The sequence below is a fragment of the Micromonospora sp. DT47 genome (assembly GCF_049844475.1).
Taxonomy (GTDB): Bacteria; Actinomycetota; Actinomycetes; order Mycobacteriales; family Micromonosporaceae; genus Micromonospora.
In genome coordinates this window covers 139,119-161,968 of sequence record NZ_JBNCLC010000003.1, presented here as the reverse complement: position 1 = coordinate 161,968, position 22,850 = coordinate 139,119, and the positions used below count along the sequence as shown (strand labels likewise).

General features: G+C 74.4%; 20 protein-coding genes. 15 read left to right on the top strand and 5 right to left on the bottom strand.

Annotated features, from left to right (window positions below; all coding sequences use genetic code 11):
• Together trpB and trpA are read left to right on the top strand one after the other, a co-directional pair.
• Nucleotides 1-1,233 (top strand): tryptophan synthase subunit beta, encoded by a 1,233-nt coding sequence (trpB, locus tag ACLQ2U_RS05770; RefSeq protein WP_425749484.1) that lies wholly within the window; start codon nt 1-3, stop codon nt 1,231-1,233.
• A 4-nt stretch (nt 1,234-1,237) separates the two neighbouring features.
• Nucleotides 1,238-2,041, top strand: a complete 804-nt coding sequence (trpA, locus tag ACLQ2U_RS05765; RefSeq protein ID WP_425749483.1) for a tryptophan synthase subunit alpha — start codon at nt 1,238-1,240, stop codon at nt 2,039-2,041.
• Nucleotides 2,042-2,065: 24 nt separating this feature from the next.
• Here the strand turns inward: trpA and ACLQ2U_RS05760 are convergent, their stop codons facing one another.
• Nucleotides 2,066-2,578: an NUDIX hydrolase gene (locus ACLQ2U_RS05760; RefSeq protein WP_425749482.1), complete on the bottom strand. Its 513-nt coding sequence runs from the start codon at nt 2,576-2,578 to the stop codon at nt 2,066-2,068.
• A 103-nt stretch (nt 2,579-2,681) separates the two neighbouring features.
• On the opposite strand from ACLQ2U_RS05760, the gene lgt reads away from it, so the two are divergent.
• Both lgt and ACLQ2U_RS05750 read left to right on the top strand, forming a co-directional pair.
• Nucleotides 2,682-3,923, top strand: a complete 1,242-nt coding sequence (lgt, locus tag ACLQ2U_RS05755) for a prolipoprotein diacylglyceryl transferase (RefSeq protein ID WP_425749481.1) — start codon at nt 2,682-2,684, stop codon at nt 3,921-3,923.
• 12 nt (nt 3,924-3,935) lie between these two features.
• The gene (locus tag ACLQ2U_RS05750) at nt 3,936-5,126 is read left to right on the top strand and encodes an FAD-dependent oxidoreductase (protein WP_425749480.1); all 1,191 of its coding nucleotides are present in this window, start codon (nt 3,936-3,938) and stop codon (nt 5,124-5,126) included.
• A 21-nt stretch (nt 5,127-5,147) separates the two neighbouring features.
• Here the strand turns inward: ACLQ2U_RS05750 and ACLQ2U_RS05745 are convergent, their stop codons facing one another.
• Nucleotides 5,148-5,981, bottom strand: a complete 834-nt coding sequence (locus tag ACLQ2U_RS05745) for a GNAT family N-acetyltransferase (RefSeq protein WP_425749734.1) — start codon at nt 5,979-5,981, stop codon at nt 5,148-5,150.
• A 155-nt stretch (nt 5,982-6,136) separates the two neighbouring features.
• Here ACLQ2U_RS05745 and gltB point away from each other — a divergent pair, with 155 nt between their 5' ends.
• The 4 genes from gltB (at nt 6,137) to ACLQ2U_RS05725 (ending at nt 14,636) form a co-directional block, all read left to right on the top strand.
• Nucleotides 6,137-10,810 carry a glutamate synthase large subunit gene (gene gltB / locus ACLQ2U_RS05740; protein WP_425749479.1) on the top strand — a complete coding sequence of 1,558 codons (4,674 nt, stop codon included), beginning with the start codon at nt 6,137-6,139 and terminating at the stop codon, nt 10,808-10,810.
• A complete protein-coding gene (locus ACLQ2U_RS05735; protein WP_425749478.1) occupies nt 10,803-12,314 on the top strand; it encodes a glutamate synthase subunit beta in 1,512 nt (503 codons plus the stop codon). Before gltB ends, ACLQ2U_RS05735 begins: the two co-directional genes overlap by 8 nt.
• 193 nt (nt 12,315-12,507) lie before the next feature.
• Nucleotides 12,508-13,989 carry an MFS transporter gene (locus tag ACLQ2U_RS05730; protein ID WP_425749477.1) on the top strand — a complete coding sequence of 494 codons (1,482 nt, stop codon included), beginning with the start codon at nt 12,508-12,510 and terminating at the stop codon, nt 13,987-13,989.
• Between the two features lie 110 nt (nt 13,990-14,099).
• Entirely contained in the window at nt 14,100-14,636 is a 537-nt protein-coding gene (locus tag ACLQ2U_RS05725; protein ID WP_425749476.1) for a hypothetical protein, read from the top strand.
• Between the two features lie 243 nt (nt 14,637-14,879).
• Here the strand turns inward: ACLQ2U_RS05725 and ACLQ2U_RS05720 are convergent, their stop codons facing one another.
• Nucleotides 14,880-16,304 carry an alkaline phosphatase PhoX gene (locus tag ACLQ2U_RS05720; protein ID WP_425749475.1) on the bottom strand — a complete coding sequence of 475 codons (1,425 nt, stop codon included), beginning with the start codon at nt 16,302-16,304 and terminating at the stop codon, nt 14,880-14,882.
• Nucleotides 16,305-16,495: 191 nt separating this feature from the next.
• Here ACLQ2U_RS05720 and ACLQ2U_RS05715 point away from each other — a divergent pair, with 191 nt between their 5' ends.
• Complete coding sequence (locus ACLQ2U_RS05715; RefSeq protein WP_425749474.1) at nt 16,496-19,045, top strand: FtsK/SpoIIIE domain-containing protein; 2,550 nt, start codon at nt 16,496-16,498, stop codon at nt 19,043-19,045.
• Nucleotides 19,046-19,723, top strand: coding sequence for a hypothetical protein (locus ACLQ2U_RS05710; RefSeq protein WP_425749473.1), 678 nt, complete (start codon nt 19,046-19,048; stop codon nt 19,721-19,723).
• 35 nt (nt 19,724-19,758) lie between these two features.
• Here the strand turns inward: ACLQ2U_RS05710 and ACLQ2U_RS05705 are convergent, their stop codons facing one another.
• Both ACLQ2U_RS05705 and ACLQ2U_RS05700 read right to left on the bottom strand, forming a co-directional pair.
• Entirely contained in the window at nt 19,759-19,965 is a 207-nt protein-coding gene (locus tag ACLQ2U_RS05705) for a hypothetical protein (protein WP_425749472.1), read from the bottom strand.
• A complete protein-coding gene (locus ACLQ2U_RS05700) occupies nt 19,962-20,180 on the bottom strand; it encodes a hypothetical protein (RefSeq protein WP_425749471.1) in 219 nt (72 codons plus the stop codon). The genes ACLQ2U_RS05705 and ACLQ2U_RS05700 overlap by 4 nt, the downstream gene beginning before the upstream one ends.
• A gap of 270 nt (nt 20,181-20,450) precedes the next feature.
• On the opposite strand from ACLQ2U_RS05700, the gene ACLQ2U_RS05695 reads away from it, so the two are divergent.
• The 5 genes from ACLQ2U_RS05695 (at nt 20,451) to ACLQ2U_RS05675 (ending at nt 22,750) form a co-directional block, all read left to right on the top strand.
• A complete protein-coding gene (locus tag ACLQ2U_RS05695; RefSeq protein ID WP_425749470.1) occupies nt 20,451-20,699 on the top strand; it encodes a winged helix-turn-helix domain-containing protein in 249 nt (82 codons plus the stop codon).
• A gap of 117 nt (nt 20,700-20,816) precedes the next feature.
• Nucleotides 20,817-21,080: a DUF6244 family protein gene (locus ACLQ2U_RS05690; RefSeq protein WP_425749469.1), complete on the top strand. Its 264-nt coding sequence runs from the start codon at nt 20,817-20,819 to the stop codon at nt 21,078-21,080.
• A gap of 277 nt (nt 21,081-21,357) precedes the next feature.
• Nucleotides 21,358-21,708 (top strand): hypothetical protein, encoded by a 351-nt coding sequence (locus ACLQ2U_RS05685; RefSeq protein WP_425749468.1) that lies wholly within the window; start codon nt 21,358-21,360, stop codon nt 21,706-21,708.
• Nucleotides 21,709-21,798: 90 nt separating this feature from the next.
• Nucleotides 21,799-21,996: a hypothetical protein gene (locus ACLQ2U_RS05680; protein ID WP_425749467.1), complete on the top strand. Its 198-nt coding sequence runs from the start codon at nt 21,799-21,801 to the stop codon at nt 21,994-21,996.
• Between the two features lie 37 nt (nt 21,997-22,033).
• A complete protein-coding gene (locus ACLQ2U_RS05675) occupies nt 22,034-22,750 on the top strand; it encodes a hypothetical protein (protein ID WP_425749466.1) in 717 nt (238 codons plus the stop codon).
• Nucleotides 22,751-22,850 lie beyond the last annotated feature (100 nt).

Here is a 22,850-nt window from a genome sequence, read left to right as displayed (position 1 = left end):
ATGAGCGCAAACGCGTCGGCCGAGGCCGGCCAGGTTCCCGACGCCGCCGGCCACTTCGGCCGCTTCGGTGGGCGGTTCGTCCCCGAGGCGCTGGTCGCGGCCCTCGACGAGCTGGACGCCGCGTACCGCAAGGCGATGACCGACGAGGGCTTCCTGGCCGAGTTCGACGCCCTGCTGCGCGACTACGCCGGCACCCCCTCGCTGCTCTACTCCGCCGAGCGGTTCTCGGCCAAGATCGGCGCCCGGGTTCTGCTCAAGCGGGAGGACCTCAACCACACCGGGGCGCACAAGGTGCGTAACGTGCTGGGCCAGGCGCTGCTCACCAAGCGGATGGGCAAGACCCGGGTGATCGCCGAGACCGGCGCCGGTCAGCACGGCGTGGCCACCGCCACCGCCGCCGCCCTGTTCGACCTCGAGTGCGTGGTCTACATGGGCGAGGTCGACACCGGGCGGCAGGCGCTCAACGTGGCCCGGATGCGGATGCTCGGCGCCACCGTGGTCCCGGTCACCACCGGCTCGCGCACCCTCAAGGACGCGATGAACGAGGCGATGCGGGACTGGGTCGCCAACGTCGACGACACCCACTACCTGATCGGCACCGCCGCCGGCCCGCACCCGTTCCCCGAAATGGTCCGGGACTTCGTCCGGGGGATCGGCGAGGAGGCCCGCCAGCAGTGCCTCGACCTCACCGGCGCGCTGCCGGACGCGGTCGCCGCCTGCGTCGGCGGTGGCTCCAACGCGCTCGGCATCTTCCACGCCTTCGTCGGCGACCCCGACGTGCGGCTGTACGGCTTCGAGGCCGGCGGCGACGGGGTGGAGACCGGCCGGCACGCGGCCAGCATCACCGGCGGCACCTCCGGCGTGCTGCACGGCACCCGCACGTACGTCCTGCAGAACGAAGACGGCCAGACGGTCGAGTCGCACTCGATCTCGGCGGGCCTGGACTACCCCGGCGTCGGCCCGGAGCACGCCTGGCTGCACGACATCGGCCGGGCCACGTACTCGCCGGTGACCGACCGCGAGGCGATGGCCGCGTTCCAGCTGCTCTGCCGGACCGAGGGGATCATCCCGGCGATCGAGAGCGCGCACGCGCTCGCCGGGGCGCTGAAGATCGCCCCGCAGCTCGCCGCCGAGCTGGGCCGGGAGCCGGTCATCGTGGTCAACCTCTCCGGCCGGGGCGACAAGGACGTGCACACCGCCGGCGAGTACTTCGGCATCCTCGACAAGGAGTGACAGCGTGAGTCGGATCGGCGTCGCCTTCGACAAGGCCCGGGCCGACGGGCGGGCCGTGCTGGTCGGCTGCATGCCGGCCGGTTTCCCCACCGTCGAGGGCAGCATCGCCGCGATGACCGCGATGGTCGAGGCCGGCGTCGACGTCATCGAGGTGGAGATCCCGTACTCCGACCCGGTGATGGACGGCCCGGTGATCCAGAAGGCCAGCGACATCGCCCTGGCCGGCGGCGTCCGCACCGCGGACACGCTGCGCATCGTCGAGGCGGTCGCGGCCACCGGCGCGCCGGTGGTCACCATGACCTACTGGAACCCGATCGAGCAGTACGGCGTGGACGCATTCGCCCGTGATCTCGCCGCCGCCGGCGGCACCGGCCTGATCACCCCCGACCTGATCCCCGACGAGGCCGACGAGTGGCTCGCCGCGTCGGACGCGCACGGGCTGGACCGGACCTTCCTGGTCTCGCCCTCCTCCACCGACGCCCGGCTGAAGATGACCGTCGAGCACTGCCGGGGCTTCGTCTACGCCACCGCGATCATGGGGGTCACCGGCGCCCGGACGCAGACCTCCGACGCCGCGCCGGTGCTGGTCTCCCGGCTGCGGGCGGTCACCGACCTGCCGGTCGGCGTCGGGCTCGGCGTGGGCACCGGCGCCCAGGCCGCCACCGTCGCCGGGTACGCCGACGGCGTGATCGTGGGCAGCGCGCTGGTCCGCTGCCTGCTCGACGCCCCGGACCCCGCCGCCGGCCTGACCGCCCTACGTACCCTCAGCGCCGACCTGGCCCAGGGCGTCCGCAACCCCACCCGCTGACCCCCGTCTCCGGGCGTCCGGCCGTCAGCGTGGGGCCGGGTGGTCGGGGGAGGGCTCCGCGCGCTGCTGCGGGGCGGGACCGGCCGGGGTGCCGCAGACGGCCAGCACGCCGGACCGGCCGGCGAGCGCGTCGGTGAGCGCCACGCGGGTGGTAGGGGTGAGCGCCTCGGGCAGGGCGGACCGGTCGTGCCAGCACAGCTGGCACCTCCCGTCGGAATCCCGGGCCGGCCGGGCGGCACGTGCCCGGGCCCGGAACACGTGCACGAGCACGTCCGGCAGGGGACCGGCCCGGCCGGCGGGTGCCGGGGACGGCGCGGTGTCGGCGAGGCGGTAGAGGCCCACCAGGTCCACCAGGTCGACGTCCCACCCGGTCTCCGTCGCGACCCGGCGGGTCACCGCGTCGGTCGGACTCTCCCCGACCCGGAGCCGACCGCCCGGCAACCCCCAGCGCCGGGGCGCCCCGCCCTGACGGCAGAGCAGCACCCGGTCGGCGTCATCGGTGACGACCGCGGCGACCGCCCAGGTGAGCGTGCTCATGGCCTCCGAGCCTACGGTCGTGCCCGGCAGAAGTCACCCGCCGCGCGAGCCGCGCCGGACCGGGGTGCCGCGACAGGGGTCCGCAACGGTAGCCTGTGCACCCGTGACCCTCGCCTCGATGACTCCCCAGGCGGCTCTGCCGAGCCCCACCACCGCCGTCTGGCAGCTCGGGCCGGCGCCGATCCGGGCGTACGCCCTCTGCATCATCGTCGGCATCGTGGTGGCCTGCTGGGTCACCGAGCGGCGGTTGCGCCAGCGTGGGGTGGCCCCGGGCGCGGTGCTGGACATCGCGGTCTGGGCGGTGCCGGCCGGCATCATCGGCGCCCGGATCTACCACGTGATCACCTCGCCGGAGAAGTACTTCGGCACCGGTGGCGAGCCGATCAAGGTGTTCTTCATCCACGAGGGCGGCCTCGGCATCTGGGGCGCGGTCGCCGGTGGCGCGATCGGCGCCTGGATCGCCGCCCGGCAGCTCGGCATCCCGTTCACCGTGGTGGCCGACGCCGTCGCGCCGGGCCTGCCGCTGGCCCAGGCGATCGGCCGGTTCGGCAACTGGTTCAACAACGAGCTCTACGGCGGCCAGACCACGCTGCCCTGGGGGCTGGAGATCCACCGGATGGACCCGGACAACCCCGGGCACGCGCTGCGCGACGACGCCGGCCAGCCCATCCTGGAGCCGGGTCTCCACCACCCGACCTTCCTCTACGAGGCGCTCTGGAACGTCGGCGTCGCCGCCCTGGTCCTCTTCCTCGACCGGCGGCTCAAGCTGGGCCGGGGCCGGGCCTTCGCGCTCTACGTGATGGGCTACACCGCCGGCCGGTTCTGGATCGAGCTGATGCGCACCGACGAGGCGAACACCATCCTCGGCGTCCGGCTCAACGTCTGGACCGCCGGCCTGGTCTTCCTCGGCGCGCTCGTCTACTTCCTGCGGGCCCGGGGCCCGCGGGAATACCTGATTCCGGTGGGGCTGCCGACCACCCCCGCCCCGGCCACCGGCGGCGACGTCTCCCAGGTCGACCTCTCCCGCACCGAGAACGGGCCGCGGGCGGTCGCCCCCGAGGGCTACCGGGTGGTCGGCGAGGAGCAGTTCCGGGCGTACCAGGAGACCGGGGCGGTCCCCGACGAACCCGCCGCCGAACCGGCCCCGGCGACCGGCGACGAGTCCGCGGCGCCGGCCGCGGACCGGACCGACGCCGGTGCCGGGACCACCGCGGACACCGGGACGACGGCGGGCACCGACACCACGACCGGCGCCGCCGCGGACGACGTCCGCGACGGCGACGGGCCGGAGCGGGACGACCGGGCCGGCGCCGCCGGCGGTCGCCCCGCCGACCGGGACAGCTGAGCGGCCCACGTCATGCGAACCGCGGTGGTGGTCGGCGCCGGACTCGGCGGGCTGGCGGTGGCCGGCGCGCTGGCCCGCTCGGGCTGGCAGGTCACCCTGCTGGAACGGGCCGACCGGGTCCGCCCCGAACCCACCGCGGTGGTGCTCTGGCCGAACGGGGTGCGCGCGCTGCACGCCCTCGGCCTCGGCGCCGGGCTGGACGCGATCGCCACCCCGCTGCCCGACGCCGGGGTCCGCCGCCCGGACGGCCACTGGCTGGTGCAGCCCCGCCCCACGCCTGCCGACCGGATGCCGGTGGTGGTGCACCGGGAGGACCTGCACGACGCGCTGATCGCCGGGCTCGGCGACCGGGTCGAGCTGCGGACCGGAGTGTGCGTGGACACCGTCCGGGCCGCCGCTGGCGAACGGCCCGCGGTCGGCGTCGGCCGGCAGCTGGTCGAGGCCGACCTGGTGATCGCCGCCGACGGCACGGACAGCGCGGTACGCCGGCAGCTCGCCCCCGAGGCGGCGGTGGTCAGCTCCGGCTGTGCGGCCTTCCGGGCGGTGATCCCCTGGTACCGGGCGCCCCGGCTACCCGCCGACCAACCCGTCGGCGGGGAGACGCTCGGCGCCGGCTACCGCTTCGTCGCCGCCTCGCTGGGTGAGCGCGGCTCCTCCGGCGCCTCCCGCCGGGGCGGCATCTACTGGGTGGCCACCGCCGCCGGCGCGCCCCGTCCGGAGCCGCCGGAGACCCAGCTCGCCCTGCTCAAGCGCTGGTACGCCGGCTGGCCCGCCCCGATCGGCGAGCTGCTCGACGCCACCGACCCGGCCGACCTGGTGCAGCAGGAGGTCCGCGAGCTGCGGCCGCTGCCCCGGGCGTACGGCTTCCCGGCCGGCCCGGGCGGCGTGGTGCTGCTCGGCGACGCCGCGCACGCCATGCCGCCGCACCTGGGGCAGGGCGCCTGCCTCGCCTTCGAGGACGCGGCGACCCTCGCCTCGCTGCTGCGCGAGTCCCGGCTGCCCGACGCGGTGCAGGCGTACGACCGGCTGTGCCGTCCCCGCGCGGCCACCGTCGTCCGGCAGACCCGCCGGATGTCGGCGGTCCTGCAGGCCCGGGGCCGGCTGGCCCTGCGCGCCCGCGACGCCGCCCTCGGCACGATCAGCCCCCGCCTGCTCTCCAGCGCCGCATCCTCCGCCGCCCAGTGGCGCCCCCCAACCTCCTGACCGGGGTGGGCCGGGTGGGGGTCAGATGAGGGCGGTGGGTTCGGCGATGCAGGCGGTGCCGATGCGGCGGAAGCCGACCCGGAGGTAGACGCGGGCGATCTCCTCGCTGCCGGCGGAGAGGAAGACCAGGTCGGTGCCGGCGGCGAGCAGTTCCCTGGCCAGCGCGGCGGTGACCGCCGCGCCGAGGCCCCGGCGGCGGGCGACCGGCAGGGTGGCCACCCCGGCGATCTCCGCCACGTCGTCGACCCGCATCGCCATCCCGCTGGCCAGCGCGCCGTCCTCGGCTGTGCCGGCCAGCACGGACAGCCGCCGGCCGTCGACGATCCGGGCCCGCTCCTCGTCCAGCGCCGCCACGTCCAGCTCGGTGACCGCGTCGTCCCGCTGCGCCGGGCCGGCCTCGCCGCGCGCCGTGCCGGCCGCGGAGAAGCCGACCGCGGCGACCGCGCGCCGGGCGGCCACGTCGGCCGCGAAGCCGTCCGCCGCCGGGTCCAGCACCCGCACCGGTACGTCGGTGAGGGTGGCCGGGTCGGGGAGCCTGGCCGGGTCGAGCACCATCAGCGGCGCCTCCAGCACGCTCAGCCCCGCCGCGCGGGCCGTCGCCAGCAGATCGGGGGTGGTCTCGTGCACCCACTCGAGGGCCTCCGGCAGGCCCAGCTCCCGCTGCCGCTCCCGGACGGCGGTCACGTCGGCCAGCGAGGGGGTCGCGGCGGCGTCGAGCCGGGGCCGGGAGTAGAACGGCCACCCCGCACCGTCCCGGACGAAGAGGACGAGTCCGCCGTGCTCCTCGGCCCGGGCCGCGTCCCGGGGGACCGCGTCGTAGAAACGTTCCAACCGGACGAAGAGGTCCTTGTGCAGGGGATCCACCGCGCGAGACTACACGTCCCAGACTCTGGAAGGTGTGATCAATCTGCACTGGCCCTGCGCCGGTCGCCCTAACGTAGACTCAATAGACCGCCAAGGGCCGACGTCGTCCCGACCATGATCCAACCTGAGTGACGACAGGAGACCCGGTGGCCTTTCCGTACCCTCTGAGCCCGCAGTCGGCCCCGTCCGCGGCCGGTCTCTACGACCCGGCGAACGAGCACGACGCGTGCGGCGTGGCCTTCGTGGCGGATCTGCACGGCCGGCGCTCCCACCAGGTCGTCGCCCGCGGCCTCGGCGCGCTCTGCCGCCTGGACCACCGGGGCGCCCGGGGCGCGGAACACAACACCGGTGACGGCGCCGGCATCATGATCCAGGTGCCGGACGCGTTCCTGCGCGCGGTGGTGGACTTCCCGCTGCCCCCCGCCGGCCAGTACGCCACCGGCCTGGTCTTCCTCCCCGACGACGACGCCGCCGAGGCCCGGGCCCGCCGGGTGGTCGAGAAGTACGCCCTGGTCGAGGGCGCCGACCTGCTCGGCTGGCGGGACGTGCCGACCGATCCGAGCGGGCTGGGCGAGACCGCCCTCGCCGCGATGCCCCGGATCCGGCAGGTCTTCCTGTCCGCGCACCGGCTGACCGGCACCCCGGCCGGTCCGGCCGGCTCGCCACTGGCCGGCGTCGAGCTGGACCGGGTGGCGTTCTGCGTCCGCAAGCAGGCCGAGCGGGAGAGCGCCGAGCGCGGCGTGCCGGCGTACTTCCCGTCGCTCTCGGCGCGGATCATGACCTGGAAGGGCATGCTCACCCCCGACCAGCTTCCGGCGTACTTCCCCGACCTCACCGACGAGCGGGTGTCCAGCGCCATCGCGCTGGTGCACTCCCGCTTCTCCACCAACACCTTCCCGTCCTGGCCGCTGGCCCACCCGTACCGGTTCATCGCGCACAACGGTGAGATCAACACGATCCGCGGCAACCGGAACTGGATGCAGGCCCGGGAGGCGCTGCTGCGCAGCCCGGAGCTGCCCGGCAACATCCGGCGGATCTTCCCGGTCTGCACCCCGGGCGGTTCGGACTCGGCCAACTTCGACGAGGTCCTGGAGCTGCTGCACCTGGCCGGCCGGAGCCTGCCGCACGCGGTGCTGATGATGATCCCGGAGGCCTGGGAGAACGACCCGGGCATGCGGGCGGACAAGCGGGCCTTCTACCGCTTCCACGCCAGCCTGATGGAGCCGTGGGACGGCCCCGCCTCGGTCGCCTTCACCGACGGCGAGATCGTCGGCGCGGTGCTGGACCGCAACGGCCTGCGCCCCGGCCGCTGGTGGCGCACCTCCGACGGCCTCGTCGTGCTCGGCAGCGAGGCGGGCGTGCTCGACCTCGACCCGGCCACCGTGGTCGCCAAGGGCCGGCTCCAGCCCGGCAAGATGTTCCTGGTCGACACCGTCAACCACCGGATCGTCTCGGACGACGAGATCAAGACCGAGCTGGCCGCCGAGCGGCCGTACGACGACTGGCTGCACGCCGGCATGATCGACCTGGGCGACCTGCCGCCGCGGGAGCACATCGTCTACACCCACGACTCGGTCCGCCGCCGCCAGCAGACCTTCGGTTACACCGAGGAGGAGCTGAAGATCCTGCTCGCGCCGATGGCCCGGGCCGGCGCCGAGCCGATCGGCTCGATGGGCACCGACACCCCGATCTCGCCGCTGTCCACCCGGCCGCGGCTGCTCTACGACTACTTCCACCAGCTCTTCGCCCAGGTCACCAACCCGCCGCTGGACGCCATCCGGGAGGAGCTGGTGACCAGCCTGGCGACCACCATCGGGCCGGAGGGCAACCTGCTCGACCCGGGCCCGGCGAGCTGTCGGCAGATCGTGCTGCCCTACCCGGTGGTCGACAACGACGAGCTGGCCAAGATCCTTTCCATCGACGAGGACGGCGACCTGCCCGGCTTCAAGGCGGTCCGGGTCTCCGGGCTCTACCGGGTCCGCGACGGCGGCGCCGGCATCAAGGCCCGGCTCACCGAGATCTGCCGGCACGTCTCCGAGGCGATCGAGGACGGGGTACGCATCCTGGTGCTCTCCGACCGGGACTCCAACGCCGACCTGGCGCCGATCCCGTCGCTGCTGCTCACCGCGGCGGTGCACCAGCACCTGGTGCGGGAGCAGACCCGTACCCAGGTGGCGCTGATCGTGGAGTCCGGCGACTGCCGGGAGGTGCACCACGCGGCCGTGCTGATCGGGTACGGCGCCGCGGCGGTCAACCCGTACCTGGCCTTCGAATCGGTCGAGGACATGATCTCCACCGGCGCGCTGGTCGGCGTCGACCCGGCCACGGCGGTGCGCAACTACGTCAAGGCGCTCGGCAAGGGCGTCCTCAAGATCATGTCCAAGATGGGCATCTCGACCGTGTCGTCGTACTGCGGCGCGCAGGTCTTCGAGGCGGTCGGCCTGGACACCCGGCTGGTCGAGCGCTATTTCCGGGGCACCCCGAGCACCATCAGCGGCATCGGGCTGAACGAGGTCCACGCCGAGGTGGTCGCCCGGCACGCGCTGGCCTGGCCGGCGCCCGGCGCCGCAGCGTCCGACCGGCTCGAGGTCGGCGGCGAGTACCAGTGGCGCCGCGAGGGCGAGCTGCACCTGTTCAACCCGGAGACGGTCTTCCTGCTCCAGCACGCCACCCGCAGCCGGCAGTACGACGTCTTCCGGCAGTACACCGCCAAGGTCGACGACCTGGCCGCGCAGGCCGGCTCGCTGCGCGGCCTGTTCACCCTGCGCACCGGGGTACGCCCGCCGGTGCCACTGGACGAGGTCGAGCCGGCCAGCGAGATCGTCAAGCGGTTCGCCACCGGCGCCATGTCGTACGGGTCGATCTCGGCGGAGGCGCACGAGACCCTCGCCATCGCGATGAACCGCCTCGGCGGCAAGTCCAACACCGGCGAGGGCGGCGAGGACGTCGAGCGGCTGCGCGACCCGGCCCGCCGCTCCGCGGTCAAGCAGATCGCCAGCGGCCGGTTCGGCGTGACCAGCGAATACCTGGTCAACGCCAGCGACCTGCAGATCAAGATGGCCCAGGGCGCCAAGCCCGGCGAGGGCGGCCAGCTGCCCGGCAACAAGGTCTGGCCGTGGATCGCCCGGACCCGGCACGCCACCCCCGGCGTCGGCCTGATCTCCCCGCCGCCGCACCACGACATCTACTCCATCGAGGACCTCGCCCAGCTGGTGCACGACCTCAAGTGCGTCAACCCGGCCGCCCGGGTGCACGTCAAGCTGGTCAGCGAGGTCGGCGTGGGCACCGTCGCGGCCGGCGTGGCCAAGCTCAAGGCCGACGTCATCCTGATCTCCGGCCACGACGGCGGCACCGGCGCGTCCCCGCTCAACTCGCTCAAGCACGCCGGCACCCCCTGGGAGCTGGGCCTGGCCGAGGCGCAGCAGACGCTGCTGCTCAACAAGCTGCGCGACCGGGTCATCGTGCAGGTCGACGGCCAGCTCAAGACCGGCCGGGACGTGCTGGTCGCGGCGCTGCTCGGCGCCGAGGAGTTCGGCTTCGCCACCGCCCCGCTGATCGTCGAGGGCTGTGTGATGATGCGGGTCTGCCACCTGGACACCTGCCCGGTGGGCATCGCCACCCAGAACCCGGTGCTGCGCGAGCGCTTCACCGGCAGGCCGGAGTTCGTGGAGAACTTCTTCCTCTTCCTCGCCGAGGAGGTCCGCGGTTACCTCGCCGAGCTGGGCTTCCGCAGCATCGACGAGGCGATCGGGCACGCCGAGCTGCTCGACGTCGCCCCGGCGGTCGACCACTGGAAGGCGCACGGGCTCGACCTCGGGCGCGTACTGCACCTGCCGGAGCTGCCCGCGGGCGCTGCCCGGCGCGGCGTGCGGGCCCAGGACCACGGCCTGGCGGCGGCCCTGGACAACGAGCTGATCGCCCTGGCCCAGCCGGCGCTACGCGACGGCAGCCCGGTCCGGGTGGAGGTGGCGGTGCGCAACGAGCACCGCAGCATCGGCGCGATGCTCGGCGGCGAGGTGACCCGTCGCTTCGGCGGTGCCGGACTGCCCGACGACACCGTCGAGTTCGCGCTGCACGGCACCGCCGGGCAGTCCTTCGGCGCGTTCCTGCCGCGCGGGGTCACCCTGCGGCTGCACGGCGACGCCAACGACTACGTGGGCAAGGGGCTGTCCGGCGGGCGGATCATCGTCCGCCCGGACGCCGCCGCGCCGTTCGTCGACGGCGAGGCGGAGCCGGGTCAGCGGGCCGAGGATCAGATCATCGCCGGCAACACCATCCTGTACGGGGCCACCAGCGGCGAGCTGTTCCTGCGCGGCCGGGTGGGGGAGCGGTTCGCGGTGCGCAACTCCGGCGCGGTGGCCGTCGTGGAGGGCGTCGGCGACCACGGCTGCGAGTACATGACCGGCGGCACCGTGGTGGTGCTCGGCGAGACCGGTCGCAACTTCGCCGCCGGCATGTCTGGCGGCACGGCGTACGTGTGGCGGCTGGACCGCGACCGGGTCAACGCCGAGCTGGTCGACCTGGCGCCGCTGCGCGACGAGGAGCGCGAGCTGCTGCACGAGCTGGTGCAGCGGCACGTCGCCGAGACCGACTCCGGGGTCGGCTCGGAGCTGCTCAAGCGCTGGTCGGAGGCGGTGGAGGAGTTCACCGCGGTGGTGCCCCGGGACTACCGCCGGGTGGTGGAGATCATGCGGGCCGCCGAAGCCGCCGGCCGCGACGTCGACGACGCGGTCATGTCTGCGCTGACCGCGCCCGCTCAGCCGGCGATGCCGGCGCCGCCCGCCCCGCGGGCGGCCGCCCAGGAGGTGGCCCGTGCCTGACCCGAACGGTTTCCTGCGCTACAACCGGCGGCTGCCGGCGCGCCGCCCGGTGCCGGTGCGGATCACCGACTGGCGCGAGGTCTACCCGCCCGCCGGGGAGTGGCTGATCCGCGAGCAGGCCACCCGCTGCATGGACTGCGGCATCCCGTTCTGCCACGACGGCTGCCCGCTGGGCAACCGCATCCCGGACTGGAACGACCTGGTCCGCACCGGCAACTGGGACGCCGCGGTGGAGTCGCTGCACGCCACCAACAACTTCCCGGAGTTCACCGGCCGGCTCTGCCCGGCGCCCTGCGAGGCCGCCTGCGTGCTCGGCATCGGCGGCGGACAGTCGGTCACCATCAAGCAGGTCGAGGTGGAGATCGCCGACGCGGCGGTGGCCCGGGGCGGGCTCAGACCCCGGCCGGTGCCGGCGCCGACCGGCCGGTCGGTCGCCGTGGTCGGCTCCGGGCCCGCCGGCCTGGCCGCCGCGCAGCAGCTGGCCCGTGCCGGTCACGCCGTCACGGTGTACGAGCGCGACGACGCGCTCGGCGGCCTGCTCCGGTACGGCATCCCGGACTTCAAGCTGGAGAAGCAGCACATCGACCGGCGGCTGGCCCAGCTCGCCGCCGAGGGCGTCCAGTTCCGCACCGGCGTGACCGTCGGCGTGGACGTCACCGCCGAACAGTTGCGGGCCGAGCACGACGCCGTGCTGCTGGCCTGCGGCGCCCTGCAGGGGAGGGACACCCTGGAGACCCCGGGCCGGCCGCTGCGCGGCGTGCACCAGGCGATGACCCACCTGGTCGCCGCCAACCGGGTGGTCGCCGCCGCCGCCGCCGACGGCCGGCCGGCCCTCGCCGTCCTCCCGGACGGCACCCCGATCGACGCGGCCGGCCGGCACGTGGTGATCATCGGTGGCGGCGACACCGCCGCGGACTGCCTGGGCGTGGCCCACCGGCAGGGCGCGGCCGGTGTGCACCAGCTCGACCTCTACCCGGAGCCCCCGCACGACCGGGACGCCGCCCGCGACCCGTGGCCGACCTGGCCGTGGGTGCTGCGCAACTACCCGGCCCACGAGGAGGGCGGCGACCGGGTCTTCGCCGTCGCGGTGCAGGAGTTCGTCGACGACGGGACCGGCCAGGTCCGCGCGGTCCGGATCGCCGAGGTGACCGTGGAGAAGCGGGACGGCCGGCGGAGCGTCACGGTGCTGCCCGGCTCCGAGCGGGAGCTCCCGGCCGACCTGGTGCTGCTGGCCATCGGCTTCGAGGGCACCGAGGAGCAGCCGCTGCTGGCGCAGTTCGGGGTCACCCGCAACGCCCGCGGCGCGGTCGACACCCGGCCGGACTGGCAGACCGGCGCCGACGGGGTCTTCGTCGCCGGCGACATGCACCGGGGCGCCTCGTTGATCGTCTGGGCGATCGCCGAGGGACGGGCCGCGGCCGCCGCGATCCACGCGTACCTGGATGGGGTGGGGACGCTCCCGGCTCCGGTGGACCCGGCCCGGCAGCCGCTCGCGGCCCGCTGACCGTACGGGCGGTGCGTCCCGTCGACGCACCGCCCGTCCCGCCCGTACCCGCTGTCGGGTTCGCAGCCCGATCACGGTGAGTCGCCTCACGAACACGGGCGCCCGGGTTTGATCGACGCCAGACTTGGCGGCTGCCGAACCGCCCGCGGTTCGGCTTCGTCTTGTCGTCGTCGTTCCCACGGGGGGATCCGTCGTGGCCCTGGCCACCACCTTCGCCGCGCTGCGGCACCGGAACTACCGGATCTGGGCCGGTGCCGGATTCGTGTCCGTTATCGGGACCTGGATGCAGGTCCTCGGGGTCAACTGGTACGTGCTGGCCGAGACCGGATCGGCGACGTCGATGGGCTTCGCGGTCCTGCTCCAGGCCGTCCCGACGCTGCTGCTCAGCGTCTGGGGCGGCGCGCTGGCCGACCGGGTGCCGGCCAAGCCGCTGCTGATCGCCGCACAGGCCGCCCACGCCGCCCTGGCGGCGGGGCTGGCGGTGGTCGCGGTCACCGGCGCGGGTGGCCTGCCGGCGATCTACGCGATCTCGCTGGCCACCGGGGCGGTGTCGGCGATCGAGGGCCCGGTGATGGGCCGCTGGTGCTCCACGCTGGTGCCCCGGGAGAGCCTCGGCAACGCCCTCGCCCTCGGCTCGCTCACCAACTCCGCCGGCCGCATCCTCGGCATGAGCGCCGGCGCCGTCGTGGTCGCCGCCGTCGGCCCCGCGCTGCTCTTCGCCGTCAACGCCGCCAGCTTCGTCGCGGTGGTGGCGGCCCTGTTCGCCGTACGCCAGGGGGAGCGGCCCGCGGACGAGCCGGCGGCCGACGCGGCGCCGGCGGACGGCGGCATCCGGGCCGGCTTCCGCTACCTGCTCCGCCAACCGGTGGTGCTCGTCGCGCTGGCCCTGTCCTTCGTGCTCGGCAGCCTCGGCCGCAACTACCAGGTCACCATGGCCGCGATGAGCGACGGCCCGCTGGGCGGCGGCGCGTCCGGCTACGGCTTCCTCTCCACGGTCTTCGCCGTCGGCACCGTGCTCGGGGCGCTCGTCGCGGCCCGCCGGCGGGAGCTGGGCTACGGCATCCTGGTCGGCGCCGGCCTGCTCGCCAGCGGCCTGCAGATCGTCGCCGGCCTGGCCCCGGGCACGCTGAGCTTCGCCGCGGTGATCCTTCCGGTCGCCGCCGCGGCCGTGCTCATCGACACCACGGTCGGCGCCCGCGCCCAGCTGGACACCGACTACGCGATGCGCGGCCGGGTGCTGGCCGCGCTGGCGGTGACCGGTTCGGTCTCCGCGGCGGTCGGCGCGCCCCTGCTGGGCTGGCTCTCCGAACACGTCGGACCGCGGCAGACCCTGGTGCTGGCCGGCGCGACCGCGGCGGTCGCCACGGTGGCCGCCGGGGTGGCGCTCGACCGGCTGCGGGACCGGCGGCTGCGCCGTCGGGTGAGCCTGGTGCTCGCCGCGCCGGTGGTGCGCCGTCCCGTCCTCCGGGTCGCTTCGACGGCCACCCGGGTGGTCCGACCGGCGTGGACCCTGGCCCGGGCGGTGCGGCCCGGCCCGGTCCTGGCGGGGACCACCCGACTGGTGGCGGGCGCGGTGCCCGGCCCGCGGCCGGCACCGGTCCGGCCGTCGGGCGGCTCCGCCCGTCCCGCGCGGTCCACGACCGCGCGGCCCGCGCACGCCGACGCTCCCGGCTGACCGGTACGGATCGGGCCGGACGCTACGGCGTGCTGCGAAGACATGATCTTCGGGTCCGGGTGGGACATTTCCGGGGCCCGGGCCATGAAGATCATCGTTACGCTGCCGGTATGGAGATCGAGGAGCGCCTGCGGCGGACGCGCCGGTGGCTGTGGGTCGTCGTGGTGGGTCTCTTCCTCAGCGGGGTGACCGCGTTCCCGCTGGAGATCGAGGTGCGCTGGTTGCTGCGGGCGCTCGACCCGCTCGCGGACCAGCTGCCCGCGCTGGTCGGCTGGATCGAGCGGGTCCACACCGGACTGGTCGAGACGGGTGACCGCTATCCGTTCCTGCTGTACGGCACCGACTGGCTCGCCTTCGCCCACCTGGTCCTCGCGGTGGCGTTCTGGGGGCCGCTGCGCGACCCGGTGCGCAACGTCTGGGTGGTCCAGCTCGGCATGATCGCTTGCGCCGGGATCGTGCCGCTGGCGCTGATCTGCGGCCCGATCCGGGACATCCCGTGGTTCTGGACGGTGGTCGACCTGTCGTTCGCCGTCGGCGCCTTCCCGCCGCTCTGGTTCGCGTACCGGCACATCCGGGCGATCGAGGCGGCGACCGCGCCCGTCGCGCCGACGAGCCCGGCCGATCCGGCCACGACATCAGCTTCGTAGCGTTCGATCCCACCGTCCGCCCTCGACGGCGCGCCGCGCCCTCGCCGCCGCCGCCCGGGTGCCCGCCCCGGTGCCGGCAGGCCGGGCGTGACGCCGGCGGCCGGGCGCCCGCTCCCCGTGCCGGTGGAGCGGACGCCCGGCCGGTGCGGTCGGCGCCGCCGACCCGTGGATCCGCGACGTCACCGGCGTCATCGAGGCGTACCACCTACCGGTACGGCGACCTGCCGGCGCTGACCGCGGAGCTCAGGACCGGTCGGCGGACGGGTCCGCGTCGCTCGGCCGACCCCACGGCCCGGTGATCGCGAAGACGTAACCGGGGGACTGGATGTTGGCGAAGAGGATCCTCCCGTCCGCGCTGAACGTCGGGCCGGTGAACTCGCTGTCGTTGAGCTCGTTGCGGGCCAACGGGTACGCCTTGCCCTGCGCGGTCACCCCGACCAGGTGGGACAGGCCCTCGCCGTCCTCGGCCAGGATCACCCCGCCGTACGGCGAGACGGTGATGTTGTCCGGGCCGTCGTACCCGCCCTCCTGCGCCGGGTCCGGGTTCACCCCGAAGATGGTCTTCAGCGTGACCGTCTCCGAGCGCGGGTCGTAGAACCAGACCTGACCGTCGTGCTCGTTGACGCTGCCGTCGTCGTGCCGGGCGAAGCTGGCCACGAAGTAGGCGCCGCCGTCAGCCCACCAGGCGCCCTCCAGCTTGCGGCTGCGGGTCACCTGCTCGTCGGTGAACTGCCTGCGCACCGAGACGGTCCTCGCGTCCCGGTCCGGCACGTCCACCCACTCCACCGTGTAGCGGGTGCCCGGGGTGGTGGCCTCGGAGAGGTCGGCGACGTGCCGGCTGCCCTGGAAGCAGTTCATCGCCTGCAGCTCACCGGCGGTGTCGCCGTCCGGGCGCAGTGCCAGGGCGCGCAGCGCACCCTTGCCACCCCGGAAGTCCCTGGGCGGGGTCCACCGGAAGTACAGGCCGTTCGGGCCGCCCGCGTCCTCGGTGAGGAAGATCGAGTGGGTGTACGGGTCGACCGCCACCGCCTCGTGCGCGTACCGGCCAAGGAACGTCAGCGGCACCGGGTGGAGGTTCTGCTCCCGGTCGTGCGGGTCCACCTCGAAGACGTACCCGTGGTCCTTGAGGTACTTGCCATCGGCCCGCTGCTCGGTCTCCTCGCAGGTCAGCCAGGTGCCCCACGGGGTGATGCCGCCGGCGCAGTTGTTGTGGGTGCCGGCCACGCTGACGTACTCGCGCAGCCGCCGGCCCTCGCCGTCCACCTCGATGGTGGTGGTGCCGCCCCGGGCGCCGGGGTCGTAGGTGAGGCCGGCCATCGCGGGCACGCCGTACGGCTCGCTGCCGCCGATCTCGTGGTTGTTGACCAGCACGGAGCCGGTGGGGGAGCGGAAGCAACCGGTGCCGTCCGCGTCGCTGGGGGTGGGCTGGCCGGTCTCCAGCAGGGTCACCCCGGCCTGCGCCACGATCGTGTACGAGAAGCCGGGCGGCAGCGCCAGCAGGCCGGCCGGGTCCGGCACCAGCTCGCCGTAGCCGACGGCCGGACGGCAGGCGGCGCGGGCCGCGGCCGGCCCGGCGATCGCCTCCAGGTTGCCGGCCACCACGATGCCGAGGCCGCCGGCCGCGCCGCGACGGAGCAGGTTGCGGCGGGAAATGGGGGAGGAGGTCACGGGGTCACCTTCCAGATGGTCGTCGTTGTCGTCCGCGGTCAGGCAAGCCGGGCCGGCGGAACACCGTCCGGCCGGCCCGACGGCCGGCAGGTGAACATCGGGCCAACGGTGCCCGCCGATGGCCTCGTGCGCCGGGGGCGTGGCTCCGTTAGGGTTCCCTCGACCAGGCGGACGTCGGTGGGGAGCAGAGGGTGGGCAGGCTCGCGTCGGCGTACGGGCAGGCGGTCACGGTCCACCGGCAGGTCCGGGACCAGTGGGCGCGGGCCCGGGAGCTGCTCGACCGGCTGGCCGGGCACCCCGTACCGGAGCGCACCGTCGACCTCGTCGCCCGGCTGGCCCGGCTCGCCGACGACCTCGCCGCCCCGACGAGCGGCGTGGGCGCGCCCACCGCGTCGGCCGGCGCGCCCGCGCCGGTGCGGATCGGTGAGGCGTCCACCGCCGACGGTCGCTTCCCGCTGCTGCTGCCGCTCGGCGCCGGCGGGCACCTCGCGGTCAACGCCGACGCCCGCGACCCCCGGGTGGCGGTGCTGCTGCGGGTGCTGGTGCTGCGGCTGCTGGCCACCGCCGCGCCGGGCGCGGTCCGGGTGGTCGGCGTCGATCCGACCGCGCTGGGCGCCACCTTCCTGCCGTTGCGGCCGCTGCGCGAGGCCGGGGTGCTCGGCGCGCCCGCCGTCACCGAGGCCGAGATCGACGCGCTGCTCGACGCGGCGGAGGCGCATGCCCGGGGCGCGCAGCAGGCCGACCGGGACGACCACGAGCTGCTGGTGGTGGTGGCCGCCTCCGCGCCCGGCCCGCGCCAGCTCGCCCGGCTCGCCGCGCTCACCCATGCCGGGTCGGCCGCCGCGGTCTGCGTCCTGCTCGCCGGCCACCCGGCCGCGTTGCCCGGGCCGGCGCCGGCCCCGCTGGGCGCCACCACCGCGCTGCGGCTGGACGAGCGGTACGCCTGGGTCGGCGACCCGCCCGGGCAGCCGTTCAGCGCCGACGGCACCGGGCTGGCCGTACCGGTGCTGCTCGACGGCGATCCGCCGGCGGCGGCCGTACGATCGCTCGCCGCGCGGCTGGGCGCGGCCGTGCGGCGCGAGGAGGCCCTGCACGTCGCGGACCTGCTGCCCGAACGGCGCTGGACGGAGTCCGCGCGGACCGGGCTGCGCACCGTGGTCGGCCGGGCCGGCCGGGACCCGGTCACCCTGGCGTTCGACGACGCCACCCCGCACTGGCTGGTGGGCGGGCGCACCGGCGCCGGCAAGACGGTCTTCCTGGTCGACGTGCTCTACGGCCTCGCCGCCCGCTACTCCCCGGCCGAGCTGCGGCTCTACCTGCTGGACTTCAAGGTGGGCGTCAGCTTCACCGAGTTCGTGCCCACCGAACGGGACCCGTCCTTCCTGCCGCACGCCCGCGCGGTCGGCGTCGAGTCCGACCGCGAGTACGGCCTGGCCGTGCTCCGCGAGCTGCGCCGGGAGCTGGGCCGCCGGGCCGACCTGCTGAAACGGCACGGCGTGAGCAAGCTCGCCGACCTGCCGGCGCAGGAGGCGGCGCCCCGGATCGTGGCCGTGGTGGACGAGTTCCAGGTGCTGCTCGCCGACAACGACCGGTTGGCCCGGGAGGCCGTCGACCTGCTGGAGGAGCTGGCCCGCAAGGGCCGCTCGTACGGCGTGCACCTGGTGCTGGCCAGCCAGAGCGCCACCGGTGTCGAGGCCCTCTACGGCCGCGCCGAGTCGCTGTTCGGGCAGTTCGCGCTCCGGGTGGCGCTGCCCGGCGGCGCGGCCGTGCTCGGCCCGCGCGGGGACGTCGCCGCGGCCACGGCGGTCGGCTCCGCCGTGATCAACACCGCCGCCGGCGCGGCCGGCGCGGACACCCTGGTCCGGTTCCCCGACGCGCACGCCGACGCCCGGCAGATCGCCGAGCTGCGCTACGAGCTGTGGGACGCGCGGCCGGAGGGCTCGCCGCCCCCCACGGTCTTCCGGGGGTCCGCGCCCGCGCACCTGGAGGACGATCCGGCCGGCGCCGCCCTGCGCCCCGGTAACCGGCGTCCGTCGGCGCTGATCGGCCGGACGGTCGACGTGGACGGCACTCCCGCCCGGTTCGCCCTGGACGCCACCCCCGGTCGGCACCTGGCGGCGGTGGGCACCTCGGTGACGGGCGCCCACGTGCTGCACGCCGCCGCGCTGAGCCTGGCCCGCCAGCACGCGCCGGGCGAGGCGGAGTTCGTGTTGGCGCCGCTGGTCGAGGCCGCCGATGAACTGGCCGACGACACCGCGGCCGGGATCAAGGCCGCCGGGCACCCGGTCACCCAGGTCGACGCGGCCGGCCTGCGGCAGCGGATCGGCGAGCTGACCGCCGACCCGGGGGAGCGCGGCCGGACGTACCTGGTGGTCTTCGGGATGGACGCGGCGGCGGCCACCCTGGCCCGGACCGACCCGGGCAGCTACCGCTCCGGCCACGACGACCTGCGCGCGCTGCTGCGCCAGGGGCCCGGCCACGGCGTGCACCTGCTCGGCTGGTGGCGGGGGCTGCGCCGGCTCGCCGACGACCTCGGCGGGTCGCAGAACCGGGACGACGTCGCCTGCCTGGTGGCGCTGAACGTGCCCGCCGGCGACCTCGGCCTGCACCTCGGGGTGACCGACCTCGCCTACGTCCCGCGCGCCGATCGGGCGCTGCTGGTGGACCGGCACGCGCAGCGGACCGCGCTGATCGTACCGTTCACCCGGCCGGGCCACCGGCCCGAGGAGGGGGAGCGCTGAGTGTCCACCTTCGACGAGTACGCCGCCGCGGTGCGCCAGCTCTCCACCCAGGTACGCGAGGGGGAGCGGGGCGCCGGCGCCGAGGCGGAGCGCCGGCGGCGGATGCACGCGGCCGCCGACCAGCTCGGCCACCGGCTCGCCGCCCAGGGACGGCGCCTCGACCAGCTCGGCCAGGCGATCGGCGCCCCGCCCGTCTCCGGCCCGGCCGGCCCCGCCGCGGTGCCGCCCGACGCGGGCGAGGTGGCTGCCGGGGACCCGGAAGCCGACCCGGCGGTGGTGCTGGAGGAGACCCGCCGCCTGGTCGACGAGGCCGACCGGCACACCCAGGCGACCGAGGCGTTGGCCCACCGGCCCGAGTTGCTGCCCACCTGGTCGCCGACGGCCCGGGCGGTCGCCGTCTACGTGGCGTGCGCGGCCGCCGGCGTGCTGCTCATGCTGGTGCTGGTGCTCGCCTCCGGTGTCGGGCTGGTCAGCGGCTTCACCCTGGGCGCCTGGGTCTGCGCCGGGCTGCCGGTGCTCTCGTTCGCCGCCGGCTGGCTGATTCTCGGGCGCTGGGGCCGGCCCGCCCTGGCCACCGTGGAGCCGCCCCGGTTCGTCCCGCTCGGCTTCGTCATCTGCGTCGCCCTGGTGCCCACGGCGTACTGCGCCAGCCTGTTGTTCGTCCGCTTCCTGCGCTGAGCAGACCCCGCGTCCCGGCCGCGATCCGCGTCCTCTCACGGCGGCCGATCGGCGTGCAGCTCCTCGGCCGGCTCGAGATAGTGGACGAGCCGGGTCCGCGCGGCCCGCTGTTCGTCGCACGGCCCGGGCCGCCCGCAGCTCCGGCAGATGCCCGTGTACGCGTCGATGCCGTGCGCGCCGATCGTCCGGCGCGCCTCGGCGACCTGCTGCCCGGCGTATGCCCGGTAGGCGGCGCCGTTCATCCTGCCGGCCCGTCGCCGGTGCCCCTCGCCCGCGCGGCCCTGACCCGGGCGTGCCTGACCAGGAGGGCGAAGCGGACGTCGGGGCAGGGGTAGTCCTCGCCGCAGTCGCAGAGCCACCGGGTGACCGGGCGCGGGGGATGGGCGAAGTGCACGTCGTCGGCGTCCTCCACGTCCTGCGCGGAGACGAAGTCGTACTGGTCGGGTTCGTGGTCCACGGGCCGGTCTCCCGTCGGGTCGGTCTCCCTGAGTCCTGGTTTGTGGTGCCCGGTTGTGTGTGTCGGTGCGGGAGCCGCGTGCGGGCAGCCCCCGGCACGCCCGGCCAGCCGAGGGGAATTCGGCCAGCCGGGCGCTCTGTGCGGTGGGGAAAGACCAGCTCCGGGTTTGCAGACCTGGGGAAGCCGGCCGAAAGAGAGCGTATATAACAGGTCATGCACGCGCAAGCACTGACTGCACATTGCTTGCTATACAAAGTCGCGCGTGATCAAATGGCGGTGCAGACCTGGGAGAATCCAATGCCCGCCAAAGCCAAGTGGGCGCAGATCGCCGACGGCATCCGCGCTCGGATCCAATCCGGAGAACTCGCGCCGGGCGACAAGTTGCCGTCCACCTCAGAACTCTGTCGCCTGCACGGCGTGTCTGCCATCGTCGTGCGCCAGGCGATCAATGCCCTCAAGATCGAGGGTCTGGTCGAGGGGGTCGGCGGGGTCGGCGTGTTCGTCGCCGAGCGGAGCTGACAGCTCCCGCGTCATTGGTCGGTCGCGGTGGGTGGGCGGATCTCGTACGCTCCCTTGTGGCCGACGCCGGTGCGCTGGCGTGGCCGATCGGTGCGGGGGCGACCTGGGGGAGGGCGCGTGAGCGCAGCGCAGATCATCGCGAGGCTGGCGGCGGCAACCCAGAAGCTGGACGAGGCGAAGGCCAAGACCGCGTCCGCCGAGCAGGACGCGGCCGAGGCGCGCGCGCTGGTCGCGGGCGCGCTGGAGGGCGTGGCCGCCGGCCCGCTGATCGGCGTGATCGACGCCTACCGGCAGGCGCTGGGGCAGGCCGCCCAGGGTGGCGAGCCCGCCAGGCAGCACATCCAGGAGACGATCGCCAAGGTTCAGGCCTTGGGAAACTGAGTATGGTGCTGGCGGCGCGAGGAGCCAGCCACCGTGCTGGCCGGCGCTTGGTCGACGAGCTGCCAGCTTAGTCCGTTGTGGTGTTCGCCTTCGTGGTGGCCGCACATCTGCTGTCTGCGAAGCCCAAGGCCGAGGGGGAGTGGTGGTTCAACTACCTGGACAAGGTGCAGGCGGCGATCGAAGCGGCGGGATGACAGCCGGGCCTCGCGCCTCCGGCCCGGACGGGGGCGACCTGGACGGGTTCCGGATCGGGTATCTGCCGTCCGGCGTCGGAGAGATGGTCTCGGACTTCGCCACCGAGTGGGAGGACGTCCGGTTCGCCACCCGGGTCTGGGAGCGTCAGGTCGAGGGCGGCTACCGGGTCGACGTGCGGGTGCATGTACTCCGGGGAGGACGGCTGGCGACGCTCGCGGACCTCCGCGACTTCCTCGCCGAGTACCACGAGCACGATCCGGCGGACTGGACGCTGACCGGGTTCCGCCAAGGCGATAGGGAAGGTCTCAGTGATGGCGCCGAGGCGTTCTGGCTCGTTGAGCCGGGCGTCGCCGTCGACGTGCTGGTCGACCCCGAGCGGTTTGACGCGGATGCTCCACGAGTGATCGCGCAATCGCTCGTCACCTTGAGCTAATTCGTCGTCACGTGGGGTAGAAGATCGACGCTCCTGTGGCTAGCATGAGGGCGTCCAGCAGGTTCTGTGCGCAGCTCGAGGAGGCTCATCATGACGACCGCGCCGTCACAGGTGCCCGGACCGGTTGTCATCGAGATGAGCCAGGCCGAATGGCAGGAAGCTGCTCGCCGCGCGCTCGACAAGCTGCACCTCACTTATCAGCAACTCGCCGAGATGGCCCGCCGTCGCGACTTCAGCTCTCTTGAGGCTCAGAAGTTGTGGATGTCCATTGGCAACACGCAGCCGTAGCGGGCTCGGGCCGCAGGCTCGCGAGTTCGCTGACACCATGCAGGCGCTACTGAACAAGACGGTTTGCGACAACGCGCGGGTGGTCGCCAGGATCACGGCAGAGCAGGCGGTCGTCGGCACTCAGCTCGGTCCGCTGACGTCACAGCCGGTCCGGATGCGGACCGTGGGACGCACGGGCGTCTGGTTGGACGTGCAATGCCTGCTGACGTTGGACCGGGCCGAGAGCAAGTTCCTGACCGTGGAGGCATCTTTCTGCGGCCTGCTGGTCGGTGACGATCCGTGCGATCTCCTCCTGCACTACGACTTCCAGCGCGACAAGGACCGCTACAGCGAGGCGCACATCCAGGTCTGCGCCGCTCATCCGACCTTGGAGAAGCTCCTCGCTGAACTGGGCCGTAAAGAGACCAACGGTCTGTCCAAGATTCATCTTCCGGTCGGCGGTCGCCGCTTCCGGCCAGCCCTGGAGGACCTGCTCGAATGCCTGATCGTCGAAGGACTGGTCAAGCCCAAAGCCAGCTGGCGTGAGACCTTGGAGAAGACCCGCCGTGACTACCGGATCAAGCAGATCGCCGCTGTCGTCCGCCGCAACACGGGCACGGCCGAGACCGAACTGAAGCGGCTGGGCTACCAGGTCATCCCACCCACCGACCAGAGACTCCGGGCGCAGGTATCGCGGCTCATCGCCCCCAAGCCGCGCCCTGCGGGCGATGATCTGAGCGACGGCAGCGACAAGGCCCGACGCAGCCGGCCCTGATGACGGTTCCGCACGTCCTGGTCCTTGTGCTCAACCGGGTCTGCCTCGTCGGAATCAACGCCAATGATCGCCGGCAGGGCGACGGTGGGAACGCATCCGG